The following is a 26,978-nucleotide window of genomic DNA, read 5'->3' as shown; positions in this document are numbered from 1 at the left end:
CCCGGAAGACCATCCGCCGGGAAATCGATCAGGCCAAGGCGACACCTCGTAAAGCTGGATGTCGCCTTACGGCTCCTGTGAACTGTCCTTCAACAGCCCACCCCGCAATTGCCCATCACTGCGGTGGTGACGCCGTGCGAGGACGATGGCGAAAGCTCCTCGGCCCAGATGCATTGGCCGTCATAATGGGTGTGAACATCGATGAAACCGGGGGTTACGATCCGCCCGCGGGCATCGATTTCTTCGGCTCCGCGGGCGTTGACCTGCCCGATCGCGGCAATTCGGCCGCCGGTGATGGCAATATCGCCATCGACAAGATCGCCGCCTGTTCCATCGGCTATGGTGCCGCCGCGGATCACCAGATCATAATCAGCCTCAGCCATCGCCTTTGCTCCCTCTCCGCGGTTATCCTAACGGTGCCTTGGCGCGGGGCAATGTGGCAATTGCGACTTTTGCGCATCGCCTGCCGGCGCGTTAGGGTGAGGGATGACTGAAGCCCGTCCTGCACCGCGCCGTATCGTTCTTGCCGGAGCCAGCGGCACCATTGGTGCGGCCGTGGCAGCGCGGCTTGCGGCAGAGGGGCACGGGGTGACAGCTGCTCCGCGCGCGGCGCTGGCCGACCCGGCCGCCATGGCAGCGGTCATGGCGGCGGCGCGGCCAGAGGTTGTGATTTCGTGCATCGCCTCGCGCAGCGGCGCGCCGGGGGATGCGCAAGCGGTTGATTACAAGGCGAACCTTGTCCTGCTTGACGCGGCCAAGGCGGCAGGCGCGCGCCACTTCATACTGCTTTCGGCAATTTGTGTGCAAAAGCCCCTACTCGCATTCCAGCACGCCAAGCTTGCGTTCGAGGCGGCGCTGATGGCCAGCGGCGTTGCTTATACGATCATCCGCCCCACCGCCTTCTTCAAGTCGCTGTCCGGCCAGGTTCGCCGCGTCACGGCGGGCAAGCCCTTCCTGATTTTCGGCGACGGCCACCTCACCCGCTGCAAGCCGATCAGCGATGGCGATCTGGCGCGGTTTATCGTCAAGGCGATTGATAACCCCGAAATGTCAGGCAAAATCCTGCCCATCGGCGGCCCGGGGCCGGCGCTTTCCTTGCGCGATGCGGGGGAATTGCTGTTCCAGGCAGCCGGCAAGGCGCCCAAATTCTCATCGGTATCGCCGCAGCTGTTCACCTACGCCGGACGCATCCTTGGGCTTGGCGCGCCGCTCTCAGGCTGGCTGGCCGAGAAGGCCGAATATGCCCGGATTGCCCATTACTACGCCACGGAATCGATGCTGGTGCTGGACCCTGCGACCGGCGAATATTCGGCCGAGCTGACGCCCGAATATGGCAGCGACACGCTGCAAGCGCATTATCAGGCGCTGCTGGCCGGGGTCTAGCTCGCCGCTCCCGTGATTGGCGCAGATGTTGCGTTGGGTCAGCGGGTTGGTGCATGACGATGTGCAGCGCTTGGGGGAAAACGCGATGGATCGCCGTGAAAGACTGATTGCGCGGGCGCGGCAAGGCTACCGGCTGGCTTACGGCGCCGAGCCGAGCCGGTTTGTTGCCGCCCCCGGCCGGGTCAATCTGATCGGCGAACACGTCGATTACAATGATGGCTACGTGCTGCCCTGCGCCATCGACCGCGAGACCATCATTGCCTTCGGCCCGCCGTCCAAGGACGCCAAATCGCCCCGGTTCGAGGCCGTGGCGCTCGACATGGGCGAAATGGCGAGCGCGCGCGATGATTTCGACCTGATTGGCAAGATCTTGTCGGGTGAAAACAACTGGCAGAACCATGTGCGCGGGGTGGTGCAGGCGCTTGGGCGCTATGGCCACCGGATCAAACCGATGCGGATTGCGGTGGCGGGAGACGTGCCGATCGGGGTCGGCCTGTCATCCTCGGCGGCGTTCGGCGTGGCAGTGGCGCTGGCGGCGTCTGAATATTCGGGCCTCAGCCTCGCGCCCGAAACGCTCGCCAAGGTCGCCCAGATTGCCAAGAATGACTTTGTCGGGTGCGCGGGCGGGATTATGGATCAGATGGCCTCGGCAGCGAGCGTGGCGGGCCATGCCTTGCTGCTGGATTGCCGTTCGCTCGAGCATTTGCCGATCCCGATCCACCGCAGCCTGGCGATCAGCGTGATCGATACCGGATTGCGCCGCAGCCCGACCGAAAGCGCCTTGGGCCAGCGCCGCGCCGAATGCGAGGCGGCAGCGGCGCATTTTGGCGTCAGGGCGCTGCGGGATCTGGATGGGGCAAGGCTTCGGGAAGGTTACGCAACGCTCGATCAGACCCTGTACCAGCGCGCCCGCCACGTGGTGAGCGAGATCGAGCGCGTCGAACCGGTCGCCACCGCGCTTGCCCGGGGTCAGACCGCGGTGCTGGCCGAAATGATGCGTGCAGCGCACCTGTCACTGGCCAAGGATTTCGATGTCTCGCTGCCGCCGATTGACCGGTTGGCCGAACAGATCGCAGATGCTTTGGGCGAAGCCGGCGGGGTGCGGTTGACCGGTGCGGGATTTGGCGGCTGCCTCGTCGCGGTCAGCACGCATGATGCGACCGGCGCGATTGTTGATGCGGTGGCCAGCTATAACCGCAGCACGGCCGATCTTCCCGCCACAGCTGAGATTTTCCGCCCGATCAGCGGCGCTGCGCCGATTATTCTCGACTGACAGGCAAGCGGGCGGGGCGGCGCCTTCCCAAATTAGGTATTCCACCTGAGGGAGGGTGATTTACACATATAAAAATATCTTTATATGGTTCCCTTGCAATGATGATCGAGGACATCTTCAAGGCGCTGGGCGACCCGACCCGGCTGCGCATCGCCCGGCTGCTCGGCGCGATGGAGCTGGCCGTGGGCGAGCTGGCGCAGGTGCTGGGGCAAAGCCAGCCGCGCGTGTCGCGCCATGTCGGTATCCTGTGCGATGCGGGGCTAGCCGAGCGCCGCCGCGAAGGCAGCTGGGTGTTCCTGCGACAGAGCGAATCGCGCGCCCCCGTGATTGAGGCGGTCCAGCGCCTGCTGGCCCTTGCCGAGACCGAAGAGCCCGCCTTTGCGGCCCTGTGCGAAGCCGACCGGCGCAAGCTGGCCGCCATTCGCGATGCGCGCGCGGCAGCAGCGGAAACCTATTTCGCCCGCCATGCCGGTGAATGGGATGAACTGCGCGCGCTCCACAGCGCGGATGCGGATGTTGAGACCCGCCTGGCGGAGGCGCTGGCCGATAGCCCGTTGGGCGCGCTGCTTGATATCGGGACTGGCACCGGGCGTATGGCCGAACTGTTCGCCCCCCATGCGGACCGGATCGTCGCGCTCGACAAGAACCTTGAAATGCTGCGGGTTGCCCGCGCCAAACTGCAACATCTGCCGACCGCGCAGATCGAACTGGTGCAGGGCGATTTTGCCGACCTTCCGTTTGCCGATGCCAGCTTCGATACCGTGGTGCTGCATCAGGTGCTGCATTTTGCAGCCGATCCCTTGCCCGCGCTGGCTGAGGCGGGACGCGTCACGCGCGGCGGCGGGCGGATCGCCATCGTCGATTTCGCCAGCCACGATCACGAGGAACTGCGCACCCGCCATCAACACGTGCGGCTGGGCTTTTCCGACCAGCAGATGGCCGATCTGCTCAAGGCGGCAGGCTTTGCCGAGGCCGCGCCGATCGCGCTTGATGGCGGCCCGCTCGTGGTGAAGATCTGGACCGCCCGGCGCAACGCCGCTCACGCCTCTCTCAAGACCCCCGCTCTGGAAACCGCCCGATGACCCCGACGCTGAACCAGCTTCACGAATACCGCACCGCAACCGACACGCCGCTGTTTTCCGGCCTGCCGGGCGATGTGGCGGTGAGTTTTGAATTCTTCCCGCCCAAGAGCGAGAAGATGGAAGACCAGCTGTGGGACGCGGTGACGCGGCTCAAGCCGCTGGACCCGAGCTTTGTTTCGGTCACCTACGGCGCGGGCGGTTCGACGCGTGAACGCACTCACGCCACGGTTGCACGGATTATCGGCGAGGCCAAACTGCCCGCCGCCGCGCATCTCACCTGTGTGGCGGCCAGCAAGGCCGAAATCCGCGAGGTCGCCGAACAATATTGGGAAGCCGGCGTGCGCCATATCGTTGCGCTGCGCGGTGATGCGGGGGAGCCGGGTGCGCCCTTCACTCCGCACCCTGAAGGCTACGCCAGCGCTGCCGATCTGGTAAGCGGCCTCAAGGCCATCGCCCCGTTCGAAATCAGCGTGGCCGCCTACCCCGAAACCCATCCCGATGCGGTAAGCCCACAGGCCGATATTGATAACCTCAAGCGCAAGCTTGATGCCGGCGCCACGCGCGCGATCAGCCAGTTTTTCTTTTCGGCCGAAACCTTCTTCCGCTTCCGCGACGCCTGCGCGGCGGCTGGCATCGATGCGCCGATCCTGCCGGGCATCCTGCCCGTCACCAATGTCGCGCAGGCGCGCAAGTTTGCCAGCGCCTGCGGGGCCGAAATCCCGGCATGGATGGACGGCCTGTTCGAAGGCCTTGATGAACAGCCCGCCGCGCGCCAACTGATCGCGGCGACCATCGCGGCTGAACTGTGCCGCAGGCTTTACGCGGGCGGTGTGCGCGATTTCCACTTCTACACCTTGAACCGCCCCGAACTCGCCTATGCGATCTGCCATTTGCTCGGGAAGCGGCCCCATAACGTCGCCTTGGCCGGAGAAGCCGCATGAGCGCCCGCCAGCAACTCCTCGCCGCCGCCGCGGAGCGCGTGTTGATCTTTGACGGCGCCTTCGGGACGCAGATCCAGAACCGCAAGCTGAGCGAGGCGGACTACGCGGGCGATCTGGGCCTCGCTGCCGACCAGAAGGGCAATAACGACATTCTGGTGCTGACCCGCCCGGATGTGATCGGTGACATCACCCGCGCCTATCTGGAGGCGGGATCGGATGTGGTGAGCACCAACACCTTCTCGGCCAACCGCATTTCGCAGGCGGATTACGCGGCGGAAGGTCTGGTGCGCGATATCAACGTGGCGTCCGGCAAGCTCGCCCGCGCGCTGGCGGATGAATATGCGGCGAAGGATGGCCGCCCGCGCTTTGTTGCAGGCGCGATCGGGCCGACCAACAAGACGTTGTCGCTCAGCCCTGACGTGGAAGACCCCGGTTTCCGCGAGATCGACTTTGATGAGCTGGTCGCGGTCTACAAGGAACAGGCCGCCGCGCTGGTCGAAGGCGGGGTGGACTTCATCCTGATCGAAACCGTGTTCGATACCCTCAACGCCAAGGCCGGGATCATGGCGGTCAAGCAGCTGGAGCGTGATCTGGGCCGCGAAGTGCCGGTGATGATCTCGATGACGCTGACCGATCTTTCGGGCCGCAACCTGTCGGGCCACACGGTCGAGGCGTTCTGGTATGCCGTGCGTCATGCCAAGCCTGTTACCATCGGCCTCAATTGCAGCTTTGGTGCAGAGCAGCTGCGCCCGCACGTCAAGGTGCTGTCGCAGATCGCGGACACGCTGCTGATGATCTACCCCAACGCAGGCCTGCCCAACGAACTGGGCGAATATGACGAGCAGCCCGAGACCACCGCCGGGCTGGTCAAGGACTGGGCCGATCACGGGCAGGTCAACATCCTCGGCGGGTGCTGCGGTTCCTCGCCCGCGCATATCGCTGCGATTGCCAAGGCCGTGGCGAACAGCGAGCCGCGCAAGGTGCCTGCGCCCGGACCGCAGATGCGCCTCGCCGGGCTTGAGGCGTTTATCGCTGCTTAGAATAAACCCCGTTCGCCCTGAGCCTGTCGAAGGGCCGTCCTTCCTTCCGAAGAATAGTGCGGTGCTTCGACAAGCTCAGCACGAACGGAACTGAGAACTTGAGAAAATGACCCAACCCTCCTCCTCCGCTCGCTTCATCAATATCGGTGAACGCACCAACGTCACCGGCAGCGCGGCGTTCAAGAAGCTCATCATGGCGGGCGATTACCCCGCCGCGGTCGAGGTCGCGCGCCAGCAGGTCGAGAACGGCGCGCAGGTGATTGACGTCAACATGGACGAGGGCCTGCTCGACGCGGTCCATGCCATGACGACGTTTCTGAAACTGATCGCCGCCGAACCGGACATCGCCCGCGTTCCGGTGATGATCGACAGCTCGAAATTCCACGTGATCGAAGCCGGGCTCAAGTGCGTCAGCGGCAAGCCTATCGTGAACTCGATCTCCATGAAGGAGGGCGAGGAGGCCTTTCTCCAGCACGCCCGCATCTGCATGAATTACGGCGCGGCGGTGGTGGTGATGGCCTTCGACGAGACGGGCCAAGCCGACACCAAGCAGCGCAAGGTCGAAATCTGCAAGCGCGCTTATGATCTGCTGGTGGCCGAGGGCTTCCCGCCTGAAGACATCATCTTCGACCCCAACATCTTCGCGGTCGCCACCGGGATCGAGGAGCACAATAATTACGGCGTCGACTTTATCGAGGCGGTCGCCGAACTGCGCGAGCTGTGCCCCCACGCGCATTACTCGGGCGGGCTTTCCAACCTCAGCTTCTCCTTCCGCGGCAACGAACCCGTGCGCCGCGCCATGCACTCGGTGTTCCTGTATCACGCGATCCCCGCCGGGCTCGACATGGCGATCGTCAATGCGGGGCAATTGGACGTCTACGACCAGATCGACCCGGCCCTGCGCGAGGCTTGCGAGGACGTGATCCTCAACCGCGATCCTGACGCGACCGAACGCCTCATCACCCTCGCCGAAAGCTTCAAGGGCAAGTCGGTCGCGGACGAAAAGGCCGCAGAGGAATGGCGCGGCTGGGCGGTCGAAAAGCGATTGGAACACGCGCTGGTCAAGGGCATCGATGCGCATATCGTCGATGATACCGAACAGATGCGCGCCGCCATCGCGGCCAATGGCGGCCGCCCGATCGAAGTGATCGAAGGCCCGCTGATGGACGGCATGAACGTGGTCGGCGACCTGTTCGGCAGCGGCAAGATGTTCCTGCCGCAGGTGGTCAAATCCGCCCGCGTGATGAAGAAAGCGGTCGCCCACCTCATCCCCTTCATCGAGGCCGAGAAGGACCTGCTCCCCGAAGAGGAACGCAAGGCTAAGGGCAAGATCATCATGGCCACGGTGAAGGGCGATGTGCACGACATCGGCAAGAACATCGTCGGCGTCGTGTTGCAGTGCAACGGATACGATGTGATCGACCTTGGCGTGATGGTGCCCTGGCCGACGATCCTCCAGAGCGCCAACGACAACAAGGCCGACATGATCGGCCTCTCCGGCCTCATCACCCCCTCATTGGACGAGATGGTGACCGTCGCCGAAGAAATGCAGCGCGCCGGAATGACCATGCCGCTGCTGATCGGCGGGGCGACCACGTCCAAGGTCCACACCGCGCTCAAGATCGACCCGGCCTATGATGGCCCGGTGATCCACGTGCTCGACGCGAGCCGTGCTGTCGGCGTCGCCTCCAAACTGCTGTCCGACACCCAGCGCAACGATTACGTCGCCGAGGTCGAGGACGAATACATCGCCGTGCGTGATGCCCGCGCGGGCAAGACGGTGAGCGCGCTGCTGAGCCTGGCCGAAGCCCGTGCCAATGCCTTCCCCGCCGACATGGCCGCCAAACCCGCCGCGCCCGCGCAGCCGGGTCTGCACGTGTTCGATGACTGGAGCCTTGAGCACCTGCGCGGCTTCATCGACTGGACGCCGTTCTTCCGGGCGTGGGAGCTCCACGGCAATTATCCCGCGATCCTCACCGACGAAGTGGTCGGCGAAACCGCAACCCAGCTGTTCGCCGATGCCAATGAAATGCTCGACCGGATCATTGCCGAAAAGTGGCTGACCGCGCGCGGCGCAGCGGGCCTGTGGCCGTGCGGGCGCGACGGGGATGACATCGTGCTCGACAACGGCGCGCGCCTCCCGATGCTCCGCCAGCAGGTGAAAAAGTCGCGTGATCGCGCAAACATGTGCCTCGCCGATTTCATCGACCCCAATGGCGACTGGATCGGCGGCTTTGCGGTCGGCATCCACGGTATCGACAGCCACTCGGCGCGGTTTCAGGCGGACAAGGATGATTATTCCGACATCTTGCTCAAGGCGCTGGCTGACCGCTTCGCCGAAGCTTTCGCCGAAGCGCTGCACCAGCATGTGCGCACCACGCTGTGGGCCTATGCTCCCGGCGAGCAGCTGACCTGCGAAGCGCTGATCAAGGAAGAATATCGCGGCATCCGCCCCGCGCCGGGCTATCCCGCGTGTCCCGATCACAGCCTCAAGCCGATCCTCTTCGACCTGCTCGATGCGCCCAACACCACCGGCCTGACCCTGACCGAAAGCTTCGCGATGTGGCCAACGGCGGCGGTCTCTGGCTTCTATTTCGGACACCCGGAGGCGCAATATTTCGGCGTTGCCCGCGTCGGCCCCGATCAGGTCGCGGAATATGCCGCAAGGCGCGGCGTCGATCTGGCAACCGCGGAACGTTGGCTGCGGCCGAATCTCGATTGACGATCAGCGCAGAGCAGCGATGATGCGCGGCATGATCCGCCGCATCATCGCCGCTCTGGCGCTGTCCGCCACGCCCGCCGCCGCGCAGGACGCACCGCCGCCCGCCAGCGTCGTGGTTGCATTCGACCGGGAGCGCATTCACCCGCTGATTGTCGAGGGGCTGGCGAACAAGGCAAGCGGCCGTCCGGTCGAAGCCAATGATCCGGTCAGGATCGCATCGATTTCCAAGCTGATCATGGCGCTCACTACGCTGCGGCTGATGGACGAGGGCAAGGTCGATCTGGACCGCGATGTGTCCGATTATCTCGGCTGGCAACTGCAATCGCCTTACAATCCCGGCAAGCCAATCACGCTCGCCCACCTGCTGATGCACCGCGCGGGGCTCAGCGACAGGGCAGGCTACATCATTCCCCTTGGGGAAAGTCTGCAAGCGAAGCTGGCTGACCCGGCAGCTTGGCGCGATACCGGCCCGCAAGGCGTCCCGAGCTTCGAATACACCAATCTCGGCGCCCCGCTGGTGGCAACCGCGCTCGAAGCGGCGAGTGGTGAGCGGTACGACCGGCTGGTGGAGCGTTTGGTGTTCAAGCCCCTGGGCGTGACAGCGTGCCTCAACTGGGTGGGATGCGACGCCGGGATGCAAGCCCGCGCAGTGACGCTTTACCGCCATACCGGCGAGGTCGCGCGCGATGATCCGGCGGAGATGCCGCCGGCTTGCACGATCCCCGTCGCCGAAGGGCAGGGCTGCGATCTCGACAGCTACGTGCCCGGGACCAATGCTTCGATCTTCTCGCCGCAGGGCGGGGTCAGGATCGGGATGATGGATCTGGCAAAGATCGGGCAGACGCTCGCGGGGCTGGAGCGCAACGGTTTCCTTTCGAACCGGGCCCTGGAGGAATGGCTTTATGCCATGATCAACGCCGCAAACGATCTGCCGCCTGAACAGTCATTGCCGGATTTCTGCGGTTATGGGCTTGGCACTTACGGGCTGATTGATGCTCCGCCCTGCCGGGATGACCTGTTTGGCGATGGCCGCGAACGCATCGGTCACGGGGGCGAAGCCTATGGCCTACGTTCGGGCCTGTGGGTGTCGATGGAGGACGGGCAGGGGGTCGCCTATTTCACCACCGAAGTGCCGCCGCCCGAAGGCGAGGTTGAAACCGCTGCCGCCGACCCGCGTGAGACAGCGCTTATGGCGCGGGCGTTGGGGGCGGCGGGGAAACCATAACCTGCGTTCGTGCTGATATTGTCGAAGCACCGTCTTTCTTTTTGAACCTGAGCCCAAAGGAAGAACGGCCCTTCGACAAGCTCAGGGCGAACGGAGTTTTTGCCGTTACGCCTCTGCCCTGACCCGATCCCCCAGCTTTTTCAGCAAGGGCGTCGCCAGCGGGGTTGTCAGCATCGTGCTGCCCACAGCCATCAGCAGCAGGGCGGTGAAGGTCGTGGGCGTGATGACCTGCTTGTCCAGGAGGATGTTGGCGAAGATGATCATGATGAGCGCCTTGGTTTGCAGCAGCCAGCCGATCAGGCTCGCCTCGGTGCGGCTCCAGCCGAGGATCCGGCCGGCGATGTGGACGCCGATCAGCTTGCCGCCCACCGCTGCCGCCAGCAGCAGCGCGGCCACGCCGAACACGGCTAGCCCGCCGCCTTCCCACTGGGTTCTGAGGCCGGTGGAGAGGAAGAACACCGGCATGACCGTCAGCAGAACGACGCTCCGGAACCGGTCCATCGCATCATGCCCGAACCACTTGGCGTCCAGCACCACGCCCGCCAGAAACGCGCCGACCATGTAGTGCAGGCCCGACCAGTCGCCCGCCAACCCGCACAGCGCCAGCCAGATCAGCCCGACGGGCCAGCGATCATTTTCCGAAAGGCGCGCCATCAGCCACCGCACCGCCATCGCCGCCAGTGCAAAGCCGACGAGGAACATCGCCTGCCGCCCGATCCGCTCCCAATCGAGCAGGATCAGCGCCAAGACGCCCCAGATTGCGATATCATCAAGGCTGGCATAGCGCAGGATGCGCTGGCCAATCGCCTCACGCAGAATGCCCAGCTTTTCCATCAACAGCACAAGGATCGGCAGCGCCGTCACCGCGCAGGCCATGCCGATGCCCAGTAGCGCCTGCCAATATTCCCCCTGCGCGCCGCGCCAGCCGGGAAATTGCAGGATTACCGCCGCCGCCGCGGTGCCTGCCAGCAGCGGCATTCCCAAAGCCAGCCCCGCCGTCAGCCCGGTCTCGCCCCGGTGCTTCCAGGCTTGGCTGAGGTCGAGCTCGATCCCGGCAATCCACACGAACAGCATCACCGCCCACCACGCGACCCCGTTCAGCGCAATAATCACATCGGGGCGGAACACGAAGGCGTAGTAATCCGGGAATACCGCGCCGAGCACGCCGGGGCCGAGCAGAATGCCGCCCACGATCTGCACCACCACCAGCGGCGCCCAGTAATCGGTGCGCAGCACGCGCCACACGATCCACGGCAAGGCGAAGATGATCGTCAGGGCGATCAGATAGATTTCAGTAAGGTTCATCCCGTCTGCGTGTCTATTCAGCCATGCGCGCACAAGCAAATGCGTTTTCCCCAGTCCTTGGGCGCTTCGCCCGATTGACGCGGTGCAGCAATTCGCGCATCGCGATGGCGTCTTCCGCGGCAGAAGTGATTCTGGCGCGGGCAGGCGAGCGGGAGAGCCCGATGCCTCGGTCAAACGGGGCAAAGGCGCCGAAGGAGCAACCGCCCCGGAAACTCTCAGGCCACCGGACCGCTCGGCTGCGTGACACTCTGGAAAGCGTCCCGGATCCGTCCGGGGCCACCGAAGGGGAGGCGTCCCGCCACGTTGGCAGATGCGCCGAAGCTCTCAGGTCACCCGACAGAGGGGGCAGTTATGAAGCAGCGCCGCGTGCGCTGCGGGACTGCCGTATTCTGCCGGGGATTTTCCGAGTGACCGATCACGATACCGAAGACCAGCTCGAAGATATCCCCTTGGACGCGCTGCCGCTGGATGCCTGGCACCGTGCCCGCGGCGCGCGGATGGTGCCTTTCGCTGGCTACGAAATGCCGATCCAGTATGAGGGCATCGTTGCCGAGCACAATTGGACGCGGGAGAGCGCGGGGCTGTTCGATGTGTCGCACATGGGCCAGCTGCTATTGTCCGGCCCCGACCTCGACGCGGCGGTCGAGGCCGTCCTGCCGATCGACCTGTCGACGCTGAAGCTTGGCCAGCAGCGCTATTCGCTGCTGCTGGATGAAGAGGGCGGGGTGCTGGATGACCTGATGGTCTCGCGCTGGCCCGAGGCGCTCTACCTTGTCGTCAACGGCGCGACCAAGTGGGACGACATGGGGACGCTGCGCGAAGCGCTGCCGGACGATATCACGCTCAATTACCTCGATGACCGCGCGCTACTCGCCTTGCAGGGGCCCAAGGCTGCCGATGCGCTGGCACGCCATGTGAGCGGCGAATACCCGCTGTCGGCGTTGACCTTCATGAAGTTCGGCCAGTTCAAACTGGCGGGCCACGATGTCACCATCGCCCGCGCTGGCTATACCGGCGAAGACGGGTTTGAAATCTCGCTCCCCGCCGATGCCGCCGCCGAAGTGGCCGACCTGCTCTGCGCCGAACCGGAGGTGAAGCCCATCGGATTGGGTGCGCGGGATTCGCTGCGGCTCGAAGCCGGGCTGCCGCTCTACGGGCACGACATGAACCCCGAAGTCAGCCCCATCGAAGCGGGTCTCGTCTTCGGCATCAACAAGCGCCGCCGCACGGAAGGCGGCTTCCCGGGTGCCGAGCGGATCATCCGCGAGATCAATGAAGGCACGGCCCGCAAATGGGTCGGCCTCAAGATCGAAGGCCGCCTGCCCGCCCGCGAAGGCGCGGAAGTGTTCAGCGGCGCGGACAAGATCGGGATTGTCACCAGCGGCGGCTTTTCGCCGACCTTGGGCGCACCCATTGCGATGGCTTATGTGGCCAGCAGCCACGCCGCCATCGGCACCCAGCTTGAGGTGGAAGTGCGGGGCAAGCGCCTCGCCGCCACCGTCTCGCCCACGCCTTTCGTACCCCACCGCTATTACCGAGGGAGCTGACCCCATGCGTTACTACACTGACGAACACGAATGGATCGAAGTCGAAGGCGATATCGCCACGGTCGGCATCACCGAATATGCGCAGGGCCAGCTGGGCGACATCGTCTTCGTCGAACTGCCCGAAGTCGGCGCGATGATCGAACAGGGCAAGGATGCGGCCGTGGTCGAATCCGTGAAGGCTGCCTCCGATGTCTACGCCCCGATCACTGGCGAAGTCACGGAAACCAACGCCGCGCTGGAAGAAGACCCTGCGCTGGTCAACTCCTCGCCGGAAGACGGCGGCTGGTTCTTCAAGATGACCATCGCTGCGCCCGCCGAGCTCGACAAGCTGATGGACGAAGATGGCTACAAGGCCTTCGTCGAAGACCTCTGAACTGACCCCTCTCTCCACCCTCTCCACCCGAGGCTGAACACCCATGCGCTATCTTCCTCTCACCGATACCGACCGGCAGGCGATGCTGGCGACAATCGGCGCTGCAAGTATTGACGATCTGTTCGTTGATGTGCCCGAAGTCGCCCGTCTGGATGGCCCGATCCGCGGCTTGCCGATGCATGCAAGCGAGATGGCGGTGGAGCGCCACATGAAGGCGTTGGCGGCGAAGAACCTGGTTGCGGGCGATGTGCCGTTCTTCCTCGGCGCGGGCGCATACCGGCATCACGTGCCTGCCAGTGTCGACACGATCATCCAGCGCGGCGAGTTTCTGACCGCCTACACGCCCTACCAGCCGGAAATCGCGCAAGGCACGTTGCAGGTGCTGTTCGAATTCCAGACGCAGGTCGCGCGGCTCTATGGCTGTGCGGTGGCGAATGCCTCGCTGTATGACGGATCGACCGCCTGCTGGGAGGCGGTGGCGATGGCGACCCGCGTGACAAAGCGCAGCCGCGCCGTGCTGTCGGGCGCGCTCCATCCGCATTACGCACAGGTCGTGAAGACCATGGCGCACTTCACTGGCGATACCATCGCCGATGCCATGCCCGCGATCACCGCCGAGCCTGATCTGGACGGCCTGATCGCCCGCATCGACGAGGATACCGCCTGCGTCGTGGTGCAATATCCCGACATCCTTGGCCGGATCAGCGACCTCACCCCGGTGGCCGAAGCCGCCCACGCCAAGGGTGCGTTGTTGGTGGTGGTGAACACTGAGCCTGTGGCGCTGGGCGCCATCCGCTCACCTGGCGAAATGGGCGCGGACATCGTGGTGGGCGAGGGACAATCGCTTGGCGTGGGCCTGAACTTCGGCGGGCCCTATCTCGGTCTGTTCGCGGTGCGCGATCCCAAGCATGTGCGTCAGATGCCGGGGCGTCTTTGTGGCGAAACGACCGATGCCGAGGGCAAGCGCGGTTTTGTGCTGACGCTCTCGACCCGCGAACAGCACATCCGCCGCGAGAAGGCGACCAGCAACATCTGCACCAATTCGGGCCTGTGCGCGCTGGCCTTCACGGCCCACATGACGCTGCTGGGCGAAAAGGGCCTGCGCCAGTTGGCGGCAGAAAACCACCGTCTGGCCTGCCTTGCGGCAGACCGTCTCGCGAAGGTGCCGGGCGTGGAAGTGCTCAACACCGCATTCTTCAACGAATTCACTCTGATGCTCGGCGGCAAGCCCGCGCGCGCGATCGTGCGTGACCTCGCGGAGCGCGGTGTGCTGGGCGGGGTGTCGCTCGGGCGGCTTTACCCCGGCGTCGATGCGCTGGAACACGCGCTGCTGGTCGCTGTGACCGAGACGACCACCGAAGAGGATATCGAACGCCTCGCGCAGGAACTGGAAGCCAGCATCAAGGAGACCGTGTGATGAACGCCCCCAACAAGTCTGGCTGGAAGCCCGCGATGGAACTCTCCGAAGACGGAATGCATAACGGCCCGGCCACCACCACCGGCAACCGTGCGCTGATGCTGGAAGAGCCGCTGCTGTTCGAAATCGGCCGCGCGGATGTGACCGGCGTGGATCTTCCGGAAATCGACACCAGCGCCCTGACCCGCCTTGGCGGGCTGGAGCGCGCTGACGCTATCGGCCTCGTCGGCCTGACCGAGCCGGAAACGGTGCGCCACTACACGCGTCTCAGCCGCCAGAACTACGGGATCGACCTCGGGTTCTTCCCGCTCGGCAGCTGCACCATGAAGCACAATCCGCGCCTCAACGAGAAGATGGCGCGGCTGCCCGGCTTTGCCGATATCCACCCGCTCGCCCCGCAATCGACGGTGCAGGGTGCACTGGAGGTGGTGCATCAGCTGGGCCATTGGCTGTGCACGCTGACCGGCATGCCCGCCGTCGCCATGAGCCCCAAGGCGGGTGCCCATGGTGAGCTGTGCGGCATCCTCGCGATCCGCGCGGCGCACGAGGCCCGCGGCGATGCGCGCGAAGTGGTGCTGGTGCCCGAAAGCGCCCACGGCACCAATCCCGCCACCGCCGCCTTCGCGGGCTACCGCGTGGAAGATATCCCCGCCACGCCCGAGGGCCGCGTCGATGTCGCCGCCTTGAAAGCCCGCCTCGGGCCGGATGTGGCGGCGGTGATGATCACCAACCCCAACACCTGCGGCCTGTTCGAAAAGGACTTCCGCGAGATCGCCGACGCGGTGCACGCGGCAGGCGGGTATGTCTATTGCGACGGGGCGAACTTCAATGCCATCGTCGGCAAGGTGCGCCCCGGCGACCTTGGCGTCGATGCGATGCACATCAACCTGCACAAGACCTTCTCGACCCCGCATGGCGGCGGCGGGCCGGGTTCGGGGCCGGTGGTGCTGTCTGAAGCGCTCGCGCCCTATGCGCCGCTGCCCTTCGTGCGCAAGGATGATGCCGGCGAGTTCTATCTGGTCGAGGAGGAAGATGGCGAAGAATGCGGCCCAACCTTTGGCCGCATGACCGCGTTCCACGGGCAAATGGGCATGTTCACCCGTGCACTGACCTATATCCTCAGTCACGGCGCTGACGGGCTGAAGCAGGTGGCCGAGGATGCGGTGCTCAACGCCAATTACATCCTGCGTTCGATGGAAGATATCCTCCACGCCCCCTTCGCCGCCAGTGGCCCGTGCATGCATGAGGCGCTGTTTGGCGACAAGGATTTCGGCGGCGGGCTGTCCACCCTTGACGTGGCCAAGGGCCTGATCGACGAGGGCTATCACCCGATGACGGTATACTTCCCGCTGGTGGTTCACGGCGCGATGCTGGTCGAGCCGACCGAGACCGAAAGCAAGACCGCGATCGATCAGTTCATCGCCGCCTTCCGGGCCGTGGTGGAACGCGCGCTTGATGGGGACGAGGCGTTGAAGCAGGCCCCCTACTACGCTCCCCGGCGCCGCCTTGACGAAACCGGCGCGGCGCGCAAGCCCAAGCTCGCTTACGAGGGGTGACTGAGAACCTCTCGTTTACACCGAGATGCTCTATGATTTCGGAGGGGCGGACGCTTTGTCCGCCCCTTCTGCATCCGGCTCGTCCACCACCAGCCGGAACTGCTTGAGGTTCACGATCGCCAGGTAGAAGCCGACCACGGTCAGCACGCTTGATCCCAGCACGGCGAAGCCTGCGCCCTGCGCGCCCTTCCAGTCGATGGCCAGCTCCAGCATCAGCAGCGCGAGGATCGTCGGGAACAGACGGACGAGGAAGGCGACATGCGCCTTGCCCGCCGAAATCAGCAGGCTTTCAAGGCTCGCGCCCACCAGCTCGACCGCGCCCGCAATGCTGAGAATGATCATCGCCCAGTAAAACCCGGTGAACTGCTCGCCCGCGATCAGCGCGAGGCCGGGGCGGCCGAACAGGATGGCGGTGACGACTGCCGTTACCCCAGCGATAGCGGCGATGTTGGCCATGCGCCGGGCGATTTCCACCGCGCCATCGCGTGATTGCACCAGCTCGGGCAGGATCGCCTTGGAGATCGTCTGCGCCAGCGCGATCAGCGCCACGCCCAGCTGGTTGGCGATGCGGAAGCCGCCTGCGAGGTATGCCCCGCCAAAGGTGCCCACCAGCAGGATCATCACCTGCTTGCCCGCCACCGCCAGACTGCCGGACATGTTGGTGGACAGTACGAACCGCCACGCATCCTTGTGGCGCGAAGGGATCGCGCGCAGGCTAATGGATGACAGCGGCACCGGCTGCACGCGCGCGGCGACGATCCACAATGCGATGGCCGTGCCCACTTCGGACAAGGCAAAGGCGAGGATGAAGCCCGTCACGTCTGGCATCAGCCACCACGCCAGCACCGCACCAGTCGCGCGGATGACGGGCTGCACCGCTTCGGCCCAGGTCGCCCGGCCATATTCGGAATGCAGCCGCAGCATCCCTGTGGGCGTGGTGCGGATCGTCAGCAGCGAGATCACGCAATAGCCGAAGGTCAGCCACATCAGACCGGGCGGCACGTCGAGCCACAACGGCGCGGTCAGCACCAGCACCGCCGAGGCCAGCGTGCCCACCACCACCGACACGCCGTCGAGCGCTACGGCGAATCCGGTCGCTTCGCGTGCGCGCTGGAGATCGACGCCGGGATTGTCCGGATCAGCGCCCCAGCGGACGATGAACTGCCAGGTCTGGAAGCTGGAAAAGCCGGTGATCGCCTGCCCCAGTGCGATGATCAGCGCAAAGTGGCCGAAGCCGTCGGTGCCCAGCGTGCGCGCGGCGATGGCGAGGTAGACAAGGCTGAGCACCGCGTTGAACCCGCGGCCGCCCAGCAGCCAGCCCATATTGGCGAAAACCTGCTTCATGGGTGTGTCAGGCGTGTGCCGGGAGCTTTACCATACCGCGCCGCCTTAGCCGCAAAGCGTGCATCTCGCCAAGCGGGGATGGTCAGCATCGCAAATTCGCCTTTCCCGTCGCCCCATGCTTGCCACGGGGCGACGCAAGGCATGCTGGCTGTTCACCCCATCGTCGGGATGACGAAGGCGTTTGACCCGTCCTGCGAGCCATCGGGCCAGCGCTGGGTGATCTTCTTGTTCTTGGTCCAGAACCTGAGGCCTTCAACGCCATACTGGTCGATATCGCCGAAGCCTGAGCGCTTCCATCCGCCGAAGGAGTGGTAGGCGACCGGCACCGGGATCGGCACGTTGATGCCGACCATGCCGACATTGACCCGCGCCGCAAATTCGCGCGCAGCGTGGCCGTTGCGCGTGAAGATCGCGACGCCATTGCCATATTGGTGCTCGGAAGGAAGGCGCACCGCCTCCTCGAAGTCATGCGCGCGCACGATCTGGAGCACGGGGCCGAAGATCTCTTCCTGATAGGACTTCATCTGCGGGGTCACGTGATCGATCAGCGTGGGGCCGACAAAGAAGCCCTTTTCGTGGCCCTGAAGCGAGAAGCCGCGCCCGTCGACGACGATTTCCGCGCCCTCTTCCTCGGCGGTGGTGATCCACTGTTCGATCCGCGCCTTGTGCTCGGGCGTCACGACGGGGCCGTAATCGGCCTCGGGATCGTTGGAGACACCGATGCGCAGCTTGGCGATCGAGGTGAGCAGCTTTTCCTTAAGGCGTTCGGCCGTCTCCTCGCCCACCGGCACCACTACCGGAAGCGCCATGCAGCGTTCCCCGGCTGAGCCGAAGGCCGCGCCGGTCAGGTCGGTGACGACCTGATCGAGGTCGGCATCAGGCAGCACGATCCCGTGGTTCTTCGCGCCGCCGAAGGCCTGCACGCGCTTGTTGTTCGCGCTCCCTCGCGCATAGATATACTGCGCGATGTCCGAGGAGCCGACGAAGCTGATCGCGGCAATATCGGGGTGGTCGATGATCGCGTCGACCATTTCCTTGTCGCCGTGGACGACCTGAAGCAGGCCTTCCGGCGCACCCGCTTCAAGGAAGAGTTCGGCGAGCCGCACCGGCACGGATGGGTCACGCTCGGAGGGCTTGAGGATGAAGGCATTGCCCGCAGCGCAGGCCATGCCGAACATCCACATCGGGATCATCGCCGGGAAGTTGAACGGGGTAATCCCCGCGCCGATCCCCAAGGGCTGGCGCATCGAATAAACATCGATCCCGGGCCCTGCGCCATGGGTGTATTCGCCCTTCATGATCTGCGGCAGGCCGCAGGCATATTCGATCACTTCCAGCCCGCGCTGCACATCGCCGCGCGCGTCGGGGACGGTCTTGCCGTGCTCCGAGGACAGCATCTCCGCGAGGCTCTGCATGTTCGCCTCGACCAGTTCCTTGAACGCGAACATCACCCGGGCGCGGCGCTGGGGATTGGTCGCGGCCCAGGCGGGCTGAACGCGCTTGGCGGTGGCGACGGCCTGCACCAGCAGCGCCGCATCGCCGAGCGCAACTTCGGCCTGCACTTCGCCGGTCGAAGGGTTCCAGATTTGATGTTTGCGCGTGGGCGCGGGGCTGTCGCCGACGATGAAGTGGTCGATCTGACGCATGGGAATAATGTCTCCTGTCTCTGCCGCCCCAATGCCCCCCGCGCGGGCCTCATGCAACCCTTGCGGCTCCCCTCAAAAGTGCTGGCTTCGCGATCTGCGGCAGGGCAGGTGAGACATAAGACGAGACGAGAAGGGGAACGATGATGACCAAGGCTTGGGGATTTCTGGCAGGGCTGGCAGCATTATTGGCCCTCGGCACCGCGCGTGCCGAAACGCCGCCAGAGCCAGCCTATGTTATCATCCCGGAAACCCTTGAACTGGCCGCCACCGGCTACACCTTCACCGAGGGCCCCGCGTGGGACGGAGCGCGGCTGATCTTCAGCGATATACCGGGCGATACCGTGTATGTGCTGACGCCGGGAGAGGGCGCGCCGCGGGTGCTTTATACCCCTTCTGCCAATGCCAACGGCCATACCTTCGACAGGGAAGGCCGTCTGCTTAACGCCGAACACGGCAGCGCCGAAATCACGCGCTGGACGGCGCAAGAGGGCCGCACCACTATCGTCGTGGCCTATCAGGGCAAGCGCCTCAACAGTCCCAATGATGTGGTGGTGCGCAGCGACGGGCTGATCCTGTTCACCGATCCGCCCTACGGCTTGGGGCAGCGCGCGAGCGAGGTGGGCTTTTCGGGCGTCTTCGCGCTTGATGAAGCCAGCGGGCGGATGGTGCTGATCGACGATGCGCTCAGCCGCCCCAACGGCCTCGCGCTTTCACCCGATGAAAAGGTGCTTTACGTCGGCGACACTGCCACCCAAACGCTGTGGGCCTATGACCTCGCCGCTGATGGCACCGCCTCGGGCAAGCGGCTGGTGGTCGATGTGACGGATGAGAGCAAACCGGGCCGGGTTGATGGGGTGCGGGTGGATACGGAGGGGCGCGTCTGGTTCACCTGCCCCGGCGGCATCTGCGTGGCCGACCCGGCGCAAGGACTGGTGACCGACAGGCTTGCCACGCCCAAGCGCGCGACCAATCTTGCGTGGGGCGGGCCGGATCTGTCCGAGCTTTACATCACCGCGCTGACCGACGTTTACAGGGTCAAGACCCGCGCCAAGGGCATCGGATCCTCCAGCCGCTAGTCCGAAGGGATCAGCGTGATCTCCGTCTGTCGCCCATCGATATAGCGCACGTTCGTGCCGTCGAAAAAAGCGTCCTCCTCGGTACGAAAATCCACCCGCTGACCGCCCCATTCGGGCACGTTGGCGTAAGAGGTCAGTTCGATCGACCAGGCAGTATTCGGCCGGATCGGGCCTTCTCCGCGCGGGTCAGCCTTCTGGTTGTCCCAGAAGCCGATTGAAGGCCCCGCGCCGTGGCCGTGGTGGCCGATGGGGTGGGTGTAGATCGACGGGTCGAGCCCGGCCGCGATGCTGTCGGCGCGGGCCTGCGCCAGTGCATCATTGCCGCTGATGCCGACCTTGAAAGTGCGGGTGAGGGCATCCTGCACCCGGTTGCTGTTCGCCAGCCCCGCGCTGAGGCCCGCAGGCGCCTCGGTCTCGCCCGGCTTCAGCACATAGGCGAGGTGCTGGGTATCGGTATTGAGGCGCAGATAGGTGATGCCAAAATCGGTCCACAGCAGATCGCCCGGCTGGATCACCTCGTCCCCTTCGATCATGCCCTTCACCCCCTGCCGCTGGATCGCGACCGAGGGGTGGAACCACGGCGTGAGGCCCAGTTGCATCAGCCGGTCACGATACCACCACTGCACCTGCTCTGCGGTGGTTTTGCCGGGGGTGATGACTTTGCGCGAAAATGCTTCGCCAATCACGAAATGGGCGATGCGCACGACGGTGGGGTAAAGCGCCATCTCGGCAGGGGTGCGGGTTTCGAGCCAGCGGATCGCGAGGGTCTCGCCGCTGACGACGCGGTTACGCATCGCGGGCGGCAGGGCGGCCATGAACTTGTCATACTGGCTCAGCGTCATACCATCGGCGAACTGGTAGAGGTCTGACGAATTGATCGCGATCTTGGCCGGGTCTTTGGCCGCGACGAGATCGGCAACGGCCTGCCACTGGTCGGGCTGTGTGTCGGGATCCCACGTCGGCGCAAACAGCCCGCCGAGGCCATAGCGGCTGACGGTCAGGCGCTCGACTGGCTTGCCCTCGCCGGGGTCGTGGAACACCAGGATCGTCCGCCTGCGCGCGTGCATGTTCTCGGCATCGAGCATGGTGGCGACCACCGGCTCTTCAAAATATTCGCGCGCGACCAGCAGCCACAGGTCGATCCCCTCTTCGCGCATGATTTGCGGGATGAGGTTGTCGAGGCGTTCGGCAAGGATGCGGTTTTCGAGCGCCGCACGCTCGCGCGGGGGCAGGATTGCGGGAAGGGCGGGGGCAGCTACCTCCGTCTGGCCAATGGCGGGCGGCGTATCGGCCAGCGCCGGAGTGGCCGCCAGCAGCGCCGCCAGTGAAATGAAATGCCGCGCGATCATGTGTGCCCCCTGTCCGTCCTTGCACCGGTTCTGGCGCGGGGAAGGCCGGGGATCAAGCTATTCCCCGTCGTCGCTCCCATCATCGAACCCGATGCGCTCGGCCGCAGCGCCGCTCATGATGAAGCCGATGGGCCGCTCGGTTTCTTCCTGAAGGTGCGCAATCAGGCTGGCGGTGCGGGCGAGGAGCGAGATGCCCTTCAAGGCCGCCAGCGGAAAGCCCGCGTCAAGCATCACCGCCGGGATCGCGCCGTTGACGTTGATGGGCAGGCTGCGGCCGATCGCTTGCGGCAGCACGGCTTCGATGGTGCGCAGCATGGCAATGTGCTTGCCCTCCATCCCGTGCTCTTTGGCGAGGGCCAGCAAGCGGTGCGCGCGCGGATCGCCGCCCGAATGCTGGGGATGGCCAAAGCCCGGGATCGCCTTCTTTTCGGCCCTGAGCGCCTTGATCGCAGCGATGGCAGTGGCGGCGGTGTCACCGCCCTCGGCGTCGGCTACAACCTGCGCGTAAAACTTGCCCGCAACCTCGGCGCTGCCCAGTACCACGCTGCCGCAGCCGAGCAATCCGGCGGCGACCGCACCGTGAAACGCCTCGGGCGCGGCGGCGTAGGTCATGCGGGTGGCGACCACGCTCGGCACCAATCCGTGCTCGGCGATGGCGCACAGCACGGCGTCAGCCAGCGCCTTCTGCGCAGGCGAGGGCATGGTGCCTGTGACCAGCAGCCAGAAATAGCTGGTAAAATCGACATGGCCGATCACTTCGGAACACAGGTCCATCCCCCGCACGGTAATGCTCGTCGCATCCGAGGTGCAGATCGAGGTGACGGCGTTATCCTGCTTGCCGATGCGCATGGGTTATTCCTTTTCGATATTCGAAGTTGATTTCGTTATGCGAAGAATATAGTGTCACATCGAGTTCAAGGCAAGCAGATGGGATGTGCAGGATGACCGCAAGACCCCTACAGGGTGTGACCGTGCTCGAAATGGGCACCTTCATCACCGGGCCTGCTGCCGGAATGCTGCTGGCCGATATGGGGGCGGATGTCATCAAGGTGGAGCAGCCGGGGACAGGCGATCCGTTCCGCAGCTTCAAGGGCGAACTCTATTCGCCGCATTTTCAGACCTATAACCGGGGCAAGCGTTCGATCACGATTGACCCCAAGAACCCCGAAGACCTGGCAGTGCTGGATCGGCTGGTTGCAGGCGCAGACGTGTTTATCCAGAACTTTCGTCCCGGCGTGGCGGATCGGTTGAAGGTGGACGCCAAGCGGCTCCAGGCCATCAATCCGGCGCTGGTCTATGCCTCGATTTCGGGCTTTGGCAGTGAAGGCCCGGAGCGTGATCGTCCCGCCTTTGATACCGTGGCGCAGGCCGCCAGCGGTTTTCTGCGGCTGCTGGTCAATCCCGAGCACCCCCGCGTCGTCGGCCCTGCCATCGCCGATGCCATGACCGGGTTCTACACGGCGCTGGGCATCCTCGCCGCGCTCAACGAGCGCCACATGACGGGCAAGGGCCGGGTGGTCGAAACCTCGATGTTCGAGGCGATGTGCCACTTCAACCTCGACGATTTCACCCACCTGTTCTCCGCCGATCAGGTGATGGGGCCCTATTCGCGCCCGCATGTATCGCAAAGCTACGTCTTCCAGTGCGCTGACGGCAAGTGGCTGGCATTGCACATGTCTTCTCCTCCGAAGTTCTGGGAGAACCTTGCCACTGCCGTTGGCCAGCCCGATATGCTCAGCCTGCCGGCCTTCGAAAGCCGCGAGGCCCGCATTGCCCATTACGAGGATGTGGTCGCCTTCCTCGCCCCCATTTTCGCGCAGCAATCGCGCGATCACTGGACAGCGGAACTGACCCGGCTCGAAGTGCCCAATTCGCCGGTTTATGACACCACCGAGGTGCTGGCGACCGAGCAGGCCAAGGTGCTGGGCATCGAAGTCAATGATCCTGACGGCCCCAAGGGGAATTTCCGCACCATCCGCTTCCCCGTGAGCTTTGATGGCGCGCGGATGGACAGCGTCACCGCGCCGCCGCTATTGGGGGCCGACGACGCGGCCGTGCGCCGCTCCATCGAAAGGCCGGTGCATGGGATCCGCAGGGGCTGAGGCCGCCGCAAAAGACCCGGAGTTCCTCTCGACGCTTGAACGCGGGCTTCGCGTGCTGAAGGCGTTTGACGAGGAGCATCCGGAAATGACCCTGTCGGAAGTGGCGGCCAAGACCGGGCTTCCGCCGGCGGTGGCGCGGCGGTGCCTGATAACACTGGTGGAGCTGGGCTATGTCGGCCAGCACGAACGCAAGTTTCTGCTGCGCCCGGCGGTGCTGACGATCGGTTCGGCGTTCCTCGCTTCGATGCAGATCGAACAGGTGGTGCTGCCGCCGCTGCAAGGCTTACGGGATTCGACCGGGGACAGCGCCAGCCTCGCGGTGCTGTCAGCTGCGGAGATATTGTACGTCGCCCACGTTTCGACCGACCGGCGTTTCCGGGTGGCGGCAGGCGTCGGCACCCGGTTTCCCTTCCACGCCACCTCGCTGGGCAAGGCGCTGGCGGCGCATTTGCCCGATGACGAGCGCGCAGCCTTGGTTGCAAACGCGCCGTTCCAGCGCTTTACCGAGCGCACCGTGACCGAAGCCGCCGCCATGTCCGACCGGCTCACCCTGATTGCCGAACGGGGCTATGATTCGGCGCTGGACGAGCTGGATTACGGCATCGTTTCGGTTGCGGTGCCGATCTTCGGCCGTGACCGGCGGGTGATTGCCAGCATCAATTGTTCCACCTCCACCACCCGTATTTCGCAGGACGAGCTGGTGCGCACCCGCTTGCCGCTGCTGCGCGCTGCGGCGGGCGAGATCGAGGCATCGCTGAAGCGTTGGCCCGCGCTGGAAGCCAGCCTGCGGCCTTGACGGGCAGGATTTGTGCGCGTTCGCTTTGGCGGGCGTTTGGAAAGAAGCTGCCGTTCGGCTATCGACCCCTTTTGCGACGTTCCCGTCACCCCAGCGAAAGCTGGGGCCTAGGGCATCATGGTGCAGCGCTTGCCGCCCTAGGTCCCGGCGTTCAACCTTCGGTTGTGCTTCGCAACCGCTGGGATGACGTAGAGGGTAACTCCCAACCCAGCTCCGGCCTTAACCGGGACCGGGGCTCGCCTCCAAAAGCGGCATGGTAGCTTTGCATCGGTTCTGAGAAATTCCTGACATTCAGGAACCGACCCCGTTTAAGACATCAACATCATCGCCGCCTCGGGCCTGACCCGGCGTCCCGCTGCCTTTGCCCGTTTGGCGGTTCAGCAAGCTAAGGATGCGTTTCGGGCCGAGGAGTCGTCCCATGCGGCCTCCGCAGCTTCGGACGTCAAATTGCTCAGGTCGGGAAAGTTGGTTCCCCGATCGGAAATGACCGTCTCGGAGATGCCGTTGTTGTTCCACTCATAGGCGATGGCGTAGAAGCCAGCATCTTTTGCCTCCGAGCCTGCAAGTACTGTGGATTGGGTGGTAACGTGCGCATTACCAGTTAGTCGTTCCGTTTCGTTTTGCCCATTTGGATTGTCCCCATCTTGAAGAAAAACGCCTTGGCCGTGGCCACGATTGTATGCATCCAATGCGAGCAGAGACAGAAAAACATCGCGGTTCATCGAGCGAACTCCGTGCTAAAACTTCCGGCTGATAGGTGAGCGGTCAGTTTGTCCGTTGTCAGGTCCTCGGCAATGTACGGTTTCCCATTCAGCCACCTTTTTCGGTATTTATCCACCCACCCCAACCGCTCCTCAATCCCGGTCGTTACAGGATCATCGGTCAGCTCGACGGTGATGCGCTTGAGCTTCACCCCCTCGCCAAAGGTTGCCGCCAGATTATCGGGATCGACCTTGGCAACGCTCGTCGGATCGGCGGGATCGCCGAAGGTCACCAGCATCGGATAGGCCGACCGTTCTTGGATCCACAAGTCTGCGGGCCATGTGCGCGGAAGCGTCCGCTTGCCCGTGACTTTGAGGACGTCGTCCAGCGCGTCTTCGAATGGCTTGTTCTCCTGCGGCGCCAGAAGGACATAAACCATGCCTGCCCAATTGGGATCATTGTCCGATCTGAGCAGCGCAAACAGCGTCTTGTCGCCCGGTAGATCAACCGCCGCCGCTTCCCCGCGCACCCGCCGCTCGACCGCCTGGTTCGCCGGGACCGACCCGGCGCGCACGAGAGTCTGCTGCACCGCGATGACGCTTGACCCGGTTTTCAACCCTTCAGGCGTCTCGACCTCGACCGTGAGCCGGTAGCGATAGTCGGGGGCCGCGTCGTCAGCGAAGGCGCAGCCGGGGGGCAGAAGCGCGGCGAGTGCCAGCCATGCTGCCTGAATAGTGCGCGCCATGTCGTTTCTCCGTCCTATAACCTAGACACGGCAGTAATCTCATGATTTGATGAAGAAACAATCAGCAGCGGGGCCCCGGGGCGGCGGGATGGCAGCAAACCACCCACTTGCGGTCATAGCGAAGTCCCAGCCTTCATCCCAGAACCTGCCACTGATGGCCCCGATCTCAGCCATCAGCAGGCCCTGTTCTCAGGCCCGCCAACCACCGCCTAACCCACCCCGGGACACCCCTAAGCCCACCAAGCGGGACCCAGGCTGTGGCCGTATTCCGGCTTGCGTGGCCTTCGCGCCAAATGTGATTATTTTCGCATATCGAAGTTGACTTCGCATTGCGAAGTTTCTAACCCGCCATTGGGAGGGATCGCCATAAGAGCGACGCGCGTGTGCGCGCCCACAGGGGAGAGAGATATGACGTTTTCGGGCATCAATCGTGCATCACGCGGTTTGGTCAGCACTGCCGCCCTGGCGGCTGCCACGCTGACCGCAGCCCCGCTGGCCGCGCAGGACGCCGCAGCTGCGCCTGCCGAGGCAGCGAGTGACGATCAGGGCATCGTTGTTACCGGCCTGCGCCGCAGCGAAACGCTTCAGGATACCCCCGCTGCGGTCACCGCCTTCGATGCGCAGGCGATCAGCAATGCCGGGATCGAGCGTCCGGCAGATTTCATCGCGCTGACCCCCAACGTCAATCTCGTCGAAACCCAGAATGCGGGCAGCGCCTTCGTCATCATCCGCGGCATCACCCAGAACCGCAATTCCGAGCCTTCGGTCGCCGTGATTGTTGACGGGGTGCAGCAAGTAAACCCTGCGCAATTCAACCAGGATCTGTTCGATATCGAACAGATCGAAGTGCTCAAGGGTCCGCAAGGGGGTCTTTATGGCCGCAACGCCATTGGCGGGGCGATCATCATCACCACCAAGGCGCCCACCGATGAATTCGCCGGCAATTTGACCGCAGGCGTCGACAATGGCTTTGGCTATTTCCTGCGCGGCGGGATCAGCGGCCCGCTGGCCGAGAACGTCAAGTTCCGCGTCGCCGGGTCGTATTACGATACCAATGGCTTCATCCCCAACACCTTCCTTGGCGAAGATGCTGACCCGGTCGAGGATTTCAGCTTGCGGGCCAACCTGTTGGTGGAAGCGACCGACCGGCTGACCTTCGACCTGCGCGGATCGCTGAACCAGCTGCGCACGCAGGGCCTGTATTACAACATCGTCGGCGACGTGAACACGGTGGCTCCGGTGAGGGTCAACAACCCCGTGTTGAAGGACAGTTCACAGGAGCCGTAAGGCGACATCCAGCTTTACGAGGTGTCGCCTTGGCCTGATCGATTTCCCGGCGGATGGTCTTCCGGGA

General features: G+C 64.4%; 22 protein-coding genes, 1 pseudogene and 2 riboswitches. Of the genes and pseudogenes, 15 read left to right on the top strand and 8 right to left on the bottom strand.

The annotated features are described in order from the left end of the window. Window positions 1-95 precede the first annotated feature (95 nt). A pseudogene (locus C0V72_RS13420) lies at window positions 96-383 on the bottom strand (amidohydrolase family protein); the annotation flags it as partial. A 103-nt stretch (window positions 384-486) separates the two neighbouring features. On the opposite strand from C0V72_RS13420, the gene C0V72_RS13415 reads away from it, so the two are divergent. The 7 genes from C0V72_RS13415 (at window position 487) to C0V72_RS13385 (ending at window position 9,666) form a co-directional block, all read left to right on the top strand. Further along, window positions 487-1,383: an NAD(P)H-binding protein gene (locus C0V72_RS13415; protein ID WP_101794651.1), complete on the top strand. Its 897-nt coding sequence runs from the start codon at window positions 487-489 to the stop codon at window positions 1,381-1,383. Window positions 1,384-1,408: 25 nt separating this feature from the next. Beyond that, entirely contained in the window at window positions 1,409-2,656 is a 1,248-nt protein-coding gene (gene galK / locus C0V72_RS13410) for a galactokinase (RefSeq protein ID WP_101794650.1), read from the top strand. Between the two features lie 98 nt (window positions 2,657-2,754). Further along, window positions 2,755-3,738 (top strand): ArsR/SmtB family transcription factor, encoded by a 984-nt coding sequence (locus C0V72_RS13405; RefSeq protein WP_101794649.1) that lies wholly within the window; start codon window positions 2,755-2,757, stop codon window positions 3,736-3,738. Further along, entirely contained in the window at window positions 3,735-4,679 is a 945-nt protein-coding gene (gene metF / locus C0V72_RS13400; RefSeq protein WP_101794648.1) for a methylenetetrahydrofolate reductase [NAD(P)H], read from the top strand. Before C0V72_RS13405 ends, metF begins: the two co-directional genes overlap by 4 nt. Further along, complete coding sequence (locus C0V72_RS13395) at window positions 4,676-5,719, top strand: homocysteine S-methyltransferase family protein (protein ID WP_101794647.1); 1,044 nt, start codon at window positions 4,676-4,678, stop codon at window positions 5,717-5,719. The genes metF and C0V72_RS13395 overlap by 4 nt, the downstream gene beginning before the upstream one ends. Before the next feature lie 106 nt (window positions 5,720-5,825). Continuing rightward, the gene (gene metH / locus C0V72_RS13390; protein ID WP_101794646.1) at window positions 5,826-8,441 is read left to right on the top strand and encodes a methionine synthase; all 2,616 of its coding nucleotides are present in this window, start codon (window positions 5,826-5,828) and stop codon (window positions 8,439-8,441) included. A gap of 31 nt (window positions 8,442-8,472) precedes the next feature. Beyond that, window positions 8,473-9,666, top strand: coding sequence for a serine hydrolase domain-containing protein (locus tag C0V72_RS13385; protein WP_172439031.1), 1,194 nt, complete (start codon window positions 8,473-8,475; stop codon window positions 9,664-9,666). 105 nt (window positions 9,667-9,771) lie between these two features. On the opposite strand, the gene C0V72_RS13380 is transcribed toward C0V72_RS13385, so the two are convergent. Next, window positions 9,772-10,971 (bottom strand): cation:proton antiporter, encoded by a 1,200-nt coding sequence (locus C0V72_RS13380; RefSeq protein ID WP_101794644.1) that lies wholly within the window; start codon window positions 10,969-10,971, stop codon window positions 9,772-9,774. Window positions 10,972-11,110: 139 nt separating this feature from the next. Beyond that, a riboswitch (glycine riboswitch) is annotated at window positions 11,111-11,212 on the top strand. Next, a riboswitch (glycine riboswitch) is annotated at window positions 11,213-11,321 on the top strand. A 57-nt stretch (window positions 11,322-11,378) separates the two neighbouring features. Here C0V72_RS13380 and gcvT point away from each other — a divergent pair. The 4 genes from gcvT to gcvPB are packed head-to-tail and all read left to right on the top strand — an operon-like array spanning window position 11,379 to window position 15,864. Then, complete coding sequence (gene gcvT / locus C0V72_RS13375; protein ID WP_101794643.1) at window positions 11,379-12,518, top strand: glycine cleavage system aminomethyltransferase GcvT; 1,140 nt, start codon at window positions 11,379-11,381, stop codon at window positions 12,516-12,518. Between the two features lie 4 nt (window positions 12,519-12,522). Further along, window positions 12,523-12,891: a glycine cleavage system protein GcvH gene (gene gcvH / locus C0V72_RS13370; RefSeq protein ID WP_101794642.1), complete on the top strand. Its 369-nt coding sequence runs from the start codon at window positions 12,523-12,525 to the stop codon at window positions 12,889-12,891. A gap of 43 nt (window positions 12,892-12,934) precedes the next feature. Then, entirely contained in the window at window positions 12,935-14,308 is a 1,374-nt protein-coding gene (gcvPA, locus tag C0V72_RS13365) for an aminomethyl-transferring glycine dehydrogenase subunit GcvPA (RefSeq protein WP_101794641.1), read from the top strand. After that, window positions 14,308-15,864 (top strand): aminomethyl-transferring glycine dehydrogenase subunit GcvPB, encoded by a 1,557-nt coding sequence (gene gcvPB / locus C0V72_RS13360; protein WP_101794640.1) that lies wholly within the window; start codon window positions 14,308-14,310, stop codon window positions 15,862-15,864. Before gcvPA ends, gcvPB begins: the two co-directional genes overlap by 1 nt. A gap of 30 nt (window positions 15,865-15,894) precedes the next feature. On the opposite strand, the gene C0V72_RS13355 is transcribed toward gcvPB, so the two are convergent. Then, window positions 15,895-17,208, bottom strand: coding sequence for a lipopolysaccharide biosynthesis protein (locus C0V72_RS13355; RefSeq protein WP_101794639.1), 1,314 nt, complete (start codon window positions 17,206-17,208; stop codon window positions 15,895-15,897). 152 nt (window positions 17,209-17,360) lie between these two features. Next, a complete protein-coding gene (locus C0V72_RS13350) occupies window positions 17,361-18,854 on the bottom strand; it encodes a CoA-acylating methylmalonate-semialdehyde dehydrogenase (protein ID WP_101794638.1) in 1,494 nt (497 codons plus the stop codon). Between the two features lie 143 nt (window positions 18,855-18,997). On the opposite strand from C0V72_RS13350, the gene C0V72_RS13345 reads away from it, so the two are divergent. Continuing rightward, complete coding sequence (locus C0V72_RS13345; RefSeq protein ID WP_172439030.1) at window positions 18,998-19,930, top strand: SMP-30/gluconolactonase/LRE family protein; 933 nt, start codon at window positions 18,998-19,000, stop codon at window positions 19,928-19,930. On the opposite strand, the gene C0V72_RS13340 is transcribed toward C0V72_RS13345, so the two are convergent. After that, window positions 19,927-21,279, bottom strand: a complete 1,353-nt coding sequence (locus C0V72_RS13340; protein WP_101794636.1) for a M24 family metallopeptidase — start codon at window positions 21,277-21,279, stop codon at window positions 19,927-19,929. The two genes, C0V72_RS13345 and C0V72_RS13340, sit on opposite strands and share 4 nt — an antisense overlap. A gap of 57 nt (window positions 21,280-21,336) precedes the next feature. Next, the gene (locus C0V72_RS13335) at window positions 21,337-22,128 is read right to left on the bottom strand and encodes a citryl-CoA lyase (RefSeq protein WP_101794635.1); all 792 of its coding nucleotides are present in this window, start codon (window positions 22,126-22,128) and stop codon (window positions 21,337-21,339) included. Window positions 22,129-22,220: 92 nt separating this feature from the next. On the opposite strand from C0V72_RS13335, the gene C0V72_RS13330 reads away from it, so the two are divergent. After that, window positions 22,221-23,381 carry a CaiB/BaiF CoA transferase family protein gene (locus C0V72_RS13330; protein WP_101794634.1) on the top strand — a complete coding sequence of 387 codons (1,161 nt, stop codon included), beginning with the start codon at window positions 22,221-22,223 and terminating at the stop codon, window positions 23,379-23,381. Beyond that, window positions 23,362-24,177, top strand: coding sequence for an IclR family transcriptional regulator domain-containing protein (locus C0V72_RS13325; protein ID WP_101794633.1), 816 nt, complete (start codon window positions 23,362-23,364; stop codon window positions 24,175-24,177). Before C0V72_RS13330 ends, C0V72_RS13325 begins: the two co-directional genes overlap by 20 nt. Before the next feature lie 377 nt (window positions 24,178-24,554). Here the strand turns inward: C0V72_RS13325 and C0V72_RS16260 are convergent, their stop codons facing one another. Both C0V72_RS16260 and C0V72_RS13320 read right to left on the bottom strand, forming a co-directional pair. After that, entirely contained in the window at window positions 24,555-24,899 is a 345-nt protein-coding gene (locus C0V72_RS16260; protein ID WP_143704599.1) for a hypothetical protein, read from the bottom strand. Next, window positions 24,896-25,624: a hypothetical protein gene (locus C0V72_RS13320; RefSeq protein ID WP_101794632.1), complete on the bottom strand. Its 729-nt coding sequence runs from the start codon at window positions 25,622-25,624 to the stop codon at window positions 24,896-24,898. Before C0V72_RS13320 ends, C0V72_RS16260 begins: the two co-directional genes overlap by 4 nt. Before the next feature lie 408 nt (window positions 25,625-26,032). Between C0V72_RS13320 and C0V72_RS13315 the strand changes: the two genes are divergently transcribed. Beyond that, window positions 26,033-26,911, top strand: a complete 879-nt coding sequence (locus tag C0V72_RS13315) for a TonB-dependent receptor (RefSeq protein ID WP_233999950.1) — start codon at window positions 26,033-26,035, stop codon at window positions 26,909-26,911. Window positions 26,912-26,978 lie beyond the last annotated feature (67 nt).

The sequence above is a fragment of the Porphyrobacter sp. TH134 genome, from assembly GCF_002855495.1.
GTDB lineage: Bacteria > Pseudomonadota > Alphaproteobacteria > Sphingomonadales > Sphingomonadaceae > Erythrobacter.
Note: the sequence above shows the minus strand (reverse complement) of the source record. Positions and strands in the feature narration are given on the sequence as shown.